Raw genomic sequence first — 8,776 nt, 5'->3', positions numbered from 1 at the left:
ATCTGTAATTTCAATAGTCGACCAATAATATCCTTTTTTTTCCGCTAAACTATCCTGCCCATTAGCGTAATGAAAAGGCAGCCGATCGTCTGGCCGGCTGCCGTCGTGTCTGAATTGAATTATCGTTTCCTGTTAGTTCGCCGAAGTTTAAGTAAAAGGTATTTCATACGATATACCAAATTATAACTTTCTTGCCCAGATAATAGCGCGATTCGCAGCTTCAACAATCGGCTCCGGCATCGGTTCAGCCGTATAATTTTGATAGGTTCGCTCTATGGTAAATCCGGCATCTGATAGCCAACCGTAAACTTGCGATTGTGTAGGAATGTGCTTAAACCACCGCTTGGGTATAATGATTTGCTCACCGCTATTTGTGGTAAGCTCCCAGTGACCAGTTCCGGTACAAATCTGGGTTACGGGGTCATACACGCTGCCATAGCTAACAGTGCGACCAGTCGTGCCCAATTCGTCTGTTCCTTCAAAATAGCTGCTCTCTTTCAACCTGTTGAAATAGGCCGCTGGATTATAGCGCAAGTCAAAATCCATATAAAGATGTCCACCGGTGCGAAGCGACGCTGCAGCATTTTTAATAAGGGTCTTCTGCGCCACTTTGTAATCCATGTCGCTTTCAATGTTTATCAGGATATTGCCTGCCATGACTACTACATCAAAACCGAGACCCCAATCTGAAATTGCTGCATCAGCCTGATAACAGTGTATATTAGGCAAACCCTCCATCCGGCGATAACAGCGTAGGAGCATATGTTCATCGGCATCAAAGCCTGTTACGGTTTGATTCGCCTTTGCAAGTGATACACATATCCTACCACCACCACAGGCAACTTCAAGTATATTTTGTGGCTGGTTGCCTGTTTGCTCTGTAAGTACTTTCAATAAAAAATCGACATCATGTGTTTGGTTTTCAAACTTTTCATACATATTGGCATACCAATGTTTTGCGATAAAATCTCTGTTCATAGATTTACCTCCAATTTTTTAGGAGGGTTAAAGTATAGTTACCCTCCAAGATATTATGCGGGCGGACAATTCTGTTGTATTGATCATCTAGCATCATCCTTTCAACATTTAATGGAAAGCGGGATAACAAAAAAAAGTAATAAAAACTATGTTTCTCCATGATTATAACTGGAAAAATTTCTTTATCAATGTAAAAATTCTTTATAACTATCCTCCCCTTAGCTTATAACCAGTCCAAGCAACTTTTGGTACATATATCATATTTGTGTCCTAGAGCCAAGCCCCCTTTTCAAGGGATCATTTTCTTTTTCAGGAGGTATGTAGATTGAGAATCAAGCAAGACATTGTCATTTTGCGTCGCGCGGGAGTGTTTCCCTGCTCGCTTCTCGTCCATGTCGAGGCTACTTCAACCAACTAAGTGACGAACTGGAGGACGAGGCGGAGGGGGCTTTTGCTTTCCGCAAGCAAAAGTCCCCCTCCAGGTTCCGCATCGTTCTGTAGCCCCACCAAAAAGCCCGCAAAAGCCCATTTGATGAGACTCTTTCGTCGCATGTGGCCCATCCCAAACCCATGCCACACAAGGCACGTTTCCAAGCCCGCTGCGAGATTTCCACAAAAAACTTGCCGTTACTTGTGGTACGGTTCTCCGCGCTTGATCTTCAACTATCCTGCCCGATAGCTTAATGAGGCCGCCCGATTGGTCCGCGGCGGCCTCATGATGTATTTTCTGCGCTAACGTGTCCCGTTAGCGCAACGATTTACGTTACTAAGTGACGCTGGTTTGTTTTAATGTCCAACCATACTTTTTATAGGGATGTAAAGGTCAACTTTTACCTTGCCTTCAGGGTCAGTATATGGATCATTCATACAGAACTCGAGCGCATGTCTATCATCCGGCTCATAATCACTGTTAGGCAACCATTGGCCGTACACGCTTTGATAAGCAATAGCGAATTTGTCGATCGTATCATAAAACTTGTATAGGGCATAAAGACCACCAGGTAAAGTTTTGAACTTTATGCTTGAATCGCCTTCTATAGAAAATTCTTTTGGAATAGTTATGCAAGCATCATACCTACAAGAATATTCGTCGGTCACGCTTGGGTCATCTAAAGAGATACCGATAAAATATTCCGTTGGCGGTAAACTGTTTTTCTCGACCCACTTGCTAAGTGTTCCCCATGCCTTATACGTTTCAAGATAGCTGCCAACATGCCTTACGAATGCCACTTGATAACTTGGAAGTTCTTTTACCTCAATGTTCATTTCCCATACTCTCCTTAGAAAATTATTATTGTTGTTGATACTCATATAATAATTTTTAGAAGGAGACAATTCTTCCTGATTATTGCCGGACATTAGCTGGTTGTTGCTATGTTCTTGCATTGACCTTCTCATCCCGCTTGGGGTTGTCTTAAATAGCTTTCTAAAAGATGAATTAAAACTCGAGACGGAACTAAAACCGCATAGAGATGAGATATCTAGCATGGTTTTATTTGTTGTTTTAAGATAGGTAACCGCGTGATGTAGACGTCTTTCCGTTAGATAGGTCATTGGAGTTTTATTTATGATTGCAGAGAAAACCCTGGAAAAATGATACTTAGAAAAATTAGAAATCTCAGCGAGCATTTCTAGATTCATTTCTTGATCTAAGTTTTCCTCGATAAAATGAAGGACAGCCTGAATACGAACCATGTAATCATTGTTCACTTGGTTTACCTCAATCCCGTGATGATAAAACAATACAATAGAAGATTCCATATTCCGTTTTATTTCTAATTTCTAGGATAGCAAGAAGTTGCTGGTTCATGCAACTAACGATTAATGTAATCTGCCCGTTAGCGGGGAAAAGGCAGTCGGTAATACTGGCTGCCTTTTCCTGATGGTTATTGAGGTATAGTTTCCCGTAAGTGCAATCATTTGCTTCTGTGTGTCAGATGAAAAGTAGTCTGCTCTAACCCAGGATAAAAACCAAGGTTATAGTATAGTGATTCCGCCGAATTTCCTACTGTGACAAAAAGACGTAGAACTTCATACTTATCACTCAAAACAGTCAATGCTTTTTTTAATAATTTAGATGCTATTCGTTTGGAACGATATCTCGGGGATACTGCGATCTCTGACACTAACGGAAGGTCTTCCCATAAAGATATTAAGCAAACTGCAACCATTTCGTTATTTGATTTATTATATACAATACTGGATGCAGAAGTTAGAATTTCTGCATTGTTGTGTTTGAAATAAAACTCAATATCCGACCTTTGTTGTTCCAATGTATTTTCACCTGGATAGCCGATACTGTCAGAGCCCGAATACGATTCAAGTAATAACGCGGCAATTTTTTCTGTATGCTCCCAATTAGGAGGGATTATTTCAAGTTCTTCCCCCAATTCCTGTTCTTCAAATAATTTAGTTGGTCTTATCATTACGCGTCTTGATTCAGTGGGCAAAAAACCTAATCGAAAAAAATGTTCCGTTTGATAGGGTAAAATCCCAAAAGCAACAATTGGTTTGCTTAAATCAGAACATTTCAATAAAAATTGTCTTATTTTTGGCAATACCAGGTTCATATCAACAAACGGTGGTTCTAAAAAGAATGAGGATAATGTATTTGGTTCGATGCAAACTCCACCGATTCGCTGTTGTTTAAGTAAAATCCAGTAACATGGGATTTTTTCACTGAATATATTCAGTCTTTTTTCCCAACTCTGTCTAAAAAAAATGTTTTCTCTATACGTTGTATAGTATATAGCAAATTCTCTATGGTTAGCTTTTACTAGCTCAAACTCTTCATCTAGAATGTATTTTGAATCGATAGTCAACTTTAATCCCCCTCAAAAATCCGCATTCTAGCTAATTAGAACAAACATCCGTCCCTTAATTTAGGGAAAGTTCCATTAAAACTATTCTGCCCTTTAGCGTAATGCAGCACCCGCCAGTCTAACACTTTATTTTCCGAAGAAGAATAGCGCACAAAAATTGGTGTTCCATTATTAATGAAAATGACAGACCGAAATTCATTGACCACTTGGTGTTTTACCATATAGGAAAGCCCCGTATCATTATCTCCTAAAGTCATGCTAACTGGTACTAGTTTTTTAGATTTATCTAATCACCAATAGTACCAAGTTCTTGTCCAATTTCGGCAATAGGATCAAGTTCTTGTCCTGAGGAAAGGACAAGAACTTGATCCCTTAAAAAGAAAAACCCGTACTGAACGCGGGTTTTAATGGGACTATGTTCTTGTCCATCGACATCACTCGTATATCCAAGTCTAAAACGGGAAACGTTTGTCTGCGGCACACACAGAAATTTATGTAGGCGGACAAGAACTTAGCCCATTGCTGAATCCCCCGCTTTTTCTGGCAAAGAAATCAAGTCATTATAATAAGTTGATCAATAACCAAGTTTTCTTACAAATGAATTAACGTAATTTATTAATTTTACTGAAGCATTAAGACGAACTCCCCGTTGAAGCTCTTAAAGTTCTGGATTTTCACCTTTTTAATCTTCATTTGTCACTTCCCCCAAACAGTCTTTCTAAATATTTAACCCATATTCGTACAAGGCATCACATCCAAGTTAAACATTGAGCGATAATCACCCTTTGTTTATATGCGCTAATAACCGGTATTGAAGCCAGATAGCGGCTTCTAATCTATGTTCTTGTCTCAACAATTGTAAGTCTCTTTTGAAGAGTACTATTATTGTTTAACTAATCACCGGAAAACGAATCATAACTGTCGTACCACACCCTACCCCGCTGCTAATGTGGACAGAACCTTGATGTTGATCGACGATCCAACGCGCGATCGATAGCCCTAGACCTGCTCCACGATCCCCTCTATTTCTAGAGGAATCCCCCTTGTAAAAGCGATTAAATACGAGTGGTAAATCGTGTTCCGAAATACCCACTCCGTTATCCTTGACGGTTACAAGAACTGATTTGCCCTGCCTAAGACACTCAAGATCGATTTGCCCATCCGCCTGCGTAAATTTAATGGCATTGTCCAACAAAATCATGAACAACTGTATGAGACGATTCTCATCTCCATTCATGAGCAATTCCGAGCCTTCGACATGAAGCTGTAACCGCAACTGCTTGTAATCCATTATTGGCTCCATTTTTTTTGCAATCGCTTTAATGATCCCGTCAATTCGCACAGGTTTGCATGAGATGACTTCCTCATGTGAATCGCCACTTGTCAGAAGAAGTAGTCCGTCTACCATGTTGCTCATTCTTTTGGTTTCTTTCAGAATGGCTGAAATTGGAGCGCTTTCTTCCTCGATCGTATGATCGGGATGGCGTAACAATATTTGCGTTTGCCCTCGGACGACCGAAAGCGGACTCCTCAACTCGTGAGAGGCATCTGCAACAAATTGCTGCTGCTTGTCCCAAGCCTTCTGAATTGGAATCAGCGCCCGTCTAGCCAATGCGTAACCTGCGATGATAGATAATAACGCACCGATACCGATTCCGATACTAATACACCATAATAACCGATTCAAATAATACGCCTCGGCGGAAATTTCCGTAAATATCTGAATTGTTTTCAAAGGAGTGTTCGACAGTTTCTCGACTACTGGCAATTTGCCCTGATAGGGTCTGCTCACGAATCGATAGGTTTTCTTACCCACGAGTATCGACTCGGGTCGCATGTGGTTTTGTTTTTCCCGAAGCATCGAACTCAATTCGATATATGGCACTTTATAATATAAGCTTTGAATCAATGCATCGTTGGAATCCCAATAAAATAACATCATAAAACGTTCCGGTTCCTTCGAATCAATGTTAATTACTTGCTCCCCGTTACTTAGTGAAATTTGTTGCATGTGGTCAATATTAAACACCAGCTGACGGTCAATATCGGAATAGATCCGATAATGTGCCAACCCGTATAACGCTCCCCCCAATATGACGAGCAAGCAAAATACGACCGTGCTGTTCCATATCGTCATTCGTACTAACGTGCGTTTAATCATACCGGGGTTTGCTCTCCTTTTATTTGGCGGATTTGATGTATTGATTCACTTGCTGCTCCAATATTGGAAATGGCATATTACCGTTTCGAAGAAGAACGGAATGAAATGCTTTAATATCGAAGCGATCCCCGAGTTCGCTATTCGCCTTCTCTCGAAGGGATTGGAATTGCTCCGATCCGATCGCATAGTTTTCGTTAAGTCCTGGATAAGCAATGACACTGTCGATCCAAGCATTGTTCCCCGTTCCGAAAACACTAACCAGATACTCATTAGCTTGTTCTCTTGTCCACTTCAGCGCATGGATACCCGCATCTATCACGGTACCTATGGAATTGCCCAGCAAACGGTTTAGTACCGTATTCCGATCAAGCAAACCCTTCTCCGCGCATAAGCTTTCCATATAGACCGCCCATCCCTCTACGTATCCAGATGTCATCGTTATTTTGCGGATTAAAGGAATGGTTGGTTGATCATATTGAATCGAAAATTGAAAGTGATGTCCTGGAATACCCTCATGCAATGCAAGCATTTTAACTATTTCTTCGGAGGTCGGGTTTTCGAGCGGAATGACAAATCTCCCGCTCCTATCACCATCTATAGATAAGGGGATATACATTCCTCCTGCCGATGCGAAAAGAGCCGAATACGCCCGCACGTCCACGGGATGGTCCGGGATAAGCTCCTCTTCAAACCAATCGGACAAGTAGGGCGTGGCATCCGACAGACTGCTATTTAACGCTTGCAGCAATTCATCTCCGGTTAGGAATTTGGCTGCAGATGTAGTCTGTGCTTGACCCGAAGCCCCGCCTCTTAGCTCCTTCACGATCTCTTCTACCTTTCGTTTAGCGATCTCGTGAATTTTCTGAGGACTAAGGTCCGTACCCGTAGTAAGTTTGAGCCTTGCAGAATAATACTCGCTGCCGCCCGGCTGACTCCAGATTCCTTGGCTCACGGATGCTTGCTTCATAAGATCGTTCTTGATCACATCGGCAAGTTTGCCGTAAGAAGCCAGCACATGATCAGTTAGGGTTTGCGCTAACGTTTTTTTCAGCTTCTCCACTTCGGAGGGATCGAGTTTTAACTCGGTTAATTTCTCTGCATATAAACTGTACAGAATCGTTTCTTCCGGTTTCGTATTCCGCAATTTGCTGTAACTCGTAAGCATTTCCTTAAGAAATTCAGAAGCAGGGACAATACCTTTCTCCCGTCTGTCTTGAATTCTATCAATGACATGTGCGACTTTATCCGAAAACCCGTTCAGCGCAACGATATAATTCTTTGCATCTGCTTGGTTGCGAATCGGATAGTTGTTCGCGAAATACGGCGGAAAATTGGATAGGGAAAGGTAGTCATCCGTGTTCAGATCCCAATATTTATATACTTGCTGCGCCGCACTTAGGTCCCATTTTAGGATATCGTAGGTGAGTTTGTCTTCCGGGGAAAGCTTAGCAGCATCATAGTCATTCAATTTTTTCAAAAAACCATTTCTCTCATCGTTTAATTGTTCGTAATCGGCATCCGACAGGTCCGTAAGCTTAGTGGGATCCCATCGGATTCCCTCCACATTTTTTACGTCAAAATAAAGCTGTGTCTCAGGGTCATCTTTAAGCGTATCAAACGCCATCTTCTGAATCAATTCGTCGAAACTCTCTGGCTGATGTTGGGTCTGCCATAACAAACCGCATGCAATCAGCAATACGAGAAGTCCCACAGCTAATAAAATAGTCAATCTGGTGTTCTTAAACATCTGTCTTACAAGGTTCATTCATCAATCTCTCCTTTATAGAGTATAAGAAGAATATATAAGATGAACCTTTGATTTCCCTTTGAGAAACTTACTTGTTTATTCTGAGTATGTAGCCCAAACCTCTTACGGTTTGGATATATTGATCGGCATGCCATGAAGACAGCTTCTTTCGAAGATAATGGACATAGAGCTCGACGATGCCAATCCCCGCTTCCGAATCGAGTCCCCAAATTCGGTTATAGATTTGCTCTTTCGTCACGATCTGCTCTTTATTCATGAGCAGGTACTCAAGCAGCTCATATTCCTTTTCTGTTAAAGTCAGCTCTTCTCCTGCGACCGTTATTGCTCGATTTCTAACTTGAATAGCAATCGGGCCGTAGCAAATCTGCTCTTCTTGATTAACCTTGCCATTACGGCGCAGCAGCACTTTAGCTCTGACGATCAGCTCTGGAATCTCGAATGGTTTCACCACATAATCGTCCGCTCCGATCGTTAACCCCTTTACCCGGTCGTTCAATCCGTCTTTTGCCGTCAGACAAAGAATCGGGGTATCCACTCTTTGTTTCCTCAGCTCTTGGATGAACGTAAATCCATCAACCTTAGGCAGCATAATATCCAAAATAATTAAATCGTACTCGCCGTACAATGCGTGATGCAAGCCCTCTTCTCCGTTATGACACTCCGTAACCTTATGCCCTTCATCCTGCATAACTCTTGCAATTATATACGATATCCCAATATCGTCTTCTACGATCAACAGCTTCATAAGTCCTCCATGAATGAACAAATATGGGGTAGTGCAACAGGGTTTGTGAGTCCACTGCTGATAAGATTCCCATTTATTTTCACCAATCTAGTTATCATATGCTTAGCCAGGTTGCCACCGGATTCCCCTCATAACTAATCCAAACGCTCTAGCTTCTTATCCCCACAAAGTGTGGATGGGTTGGAGCTGTTTGCAAGATATTGGCAGTTGTTTGCATACCATCAGAATTGAACTATCGTTCTCCGTTAGAATTCCTGTAGAATGAATAATTTGGTCTTTGCACAAAAACGAGCGCCTCGGTA

The 8,776-nt window shown here is 41.7% G+C and carries 6 protein-coding genes; all 6 read right to left on the bottom strand.

What is annotated here, in order from left to right; translation table 11 throughout:
* Positions 1-180 precede the first annotated feature (180 nt).
* The gene (locus IEY53_RS34145; protein WP_189032728.1) at positions 181-978 is read right to left on the bottom strand and encodes a class I SAM-dependent methyltransferase; all 798 of its coding nucleotides are present in this window, start codon (positions 976-978) and stop codon (positions 181-183) included.
* Positions 979-1,764: 786 nt separating this feature from the next.
* On the bottom strand, positions 1,765-2,688 hold the full coding sequence (locus IEY53_RS34140; protein ID WP_229696524.1) for an AraC family transcriptional regulator: 924 nt from the start codon (positions 2,686-2,688) through the stop codon (positions 1,765-1,767).
* A gap of 206 nt (positions 2,689-2,894) precedes the next feature.
* The gene (locus tag IEY53_RS34135; RefSeq protein ID WP_189032726.1) at positions 2,895-3,800 is read right to left on the bottom strand and encodes a GNAT family N-acetyltransferase; all 906 of its coding nucleotides are present in this window, start codon (positions 3,798-3,800) and stop codon (positions 2,895-2,897) included.
* An 889-nt stretch (positions 3,801-4,689) separates the two neighbouring features.
* The gene (locus IEY53_RS34130) at positions 4,690-5,961 is read right to left on the bottom strand and encodes a sensor histidine kinase (protein ID WP_189032724.1); all 1,272 of its coding nucleotides are present in this window, start codon (positions 5,959-5,961) and stop codon (positions 4,690-4,692) included.
* 19 nt (positions 5,962-5,980) lie between these two features.
* On the bottom strand, positions 5,981-7,726 hold the full coding sequence (locus IEY53_RS34125) for a DUF885 domain-containing protein (protein WP_189032722.1): 1,746 nt from the start codon (positions 7,724-7,726) through the stop codon (positions 5,981-5,983).
* Positions 7,727-7,796: 70 nt separating this feature from the next.
* Positions 7,797-8,474 carry a response regulator transcription factor gene (locus IEY53_RS34120; RefSeq protein ID WP_189032720.1) on the bottom strand — a complete coding sequence of 226 codons (678 nt, stop codon included), beginning with the start codon at positions 8,472-8,474 and terminating at the stop codon, positions 7,797-7,799.
* Between the last annotated feature and the right edge of the window lie 302 nt (positions 8,475-8,776).

Origin of the sequence: Paenibacillus albidus, from assembly GCF_014644435.1 — a bacterium.
Lineage (GTDB): Bacteria > Bacillota > Bacilli > Paenibacillales > Paenibacillaceae > Paenibacillus_AQ > Paenibacillus_AQ albidus.
The sequence above is the reverse complement of the archived record's forward strand: the minus strand, read 5'-3'. Positions and strand labels throughout refer to the sequence as shown.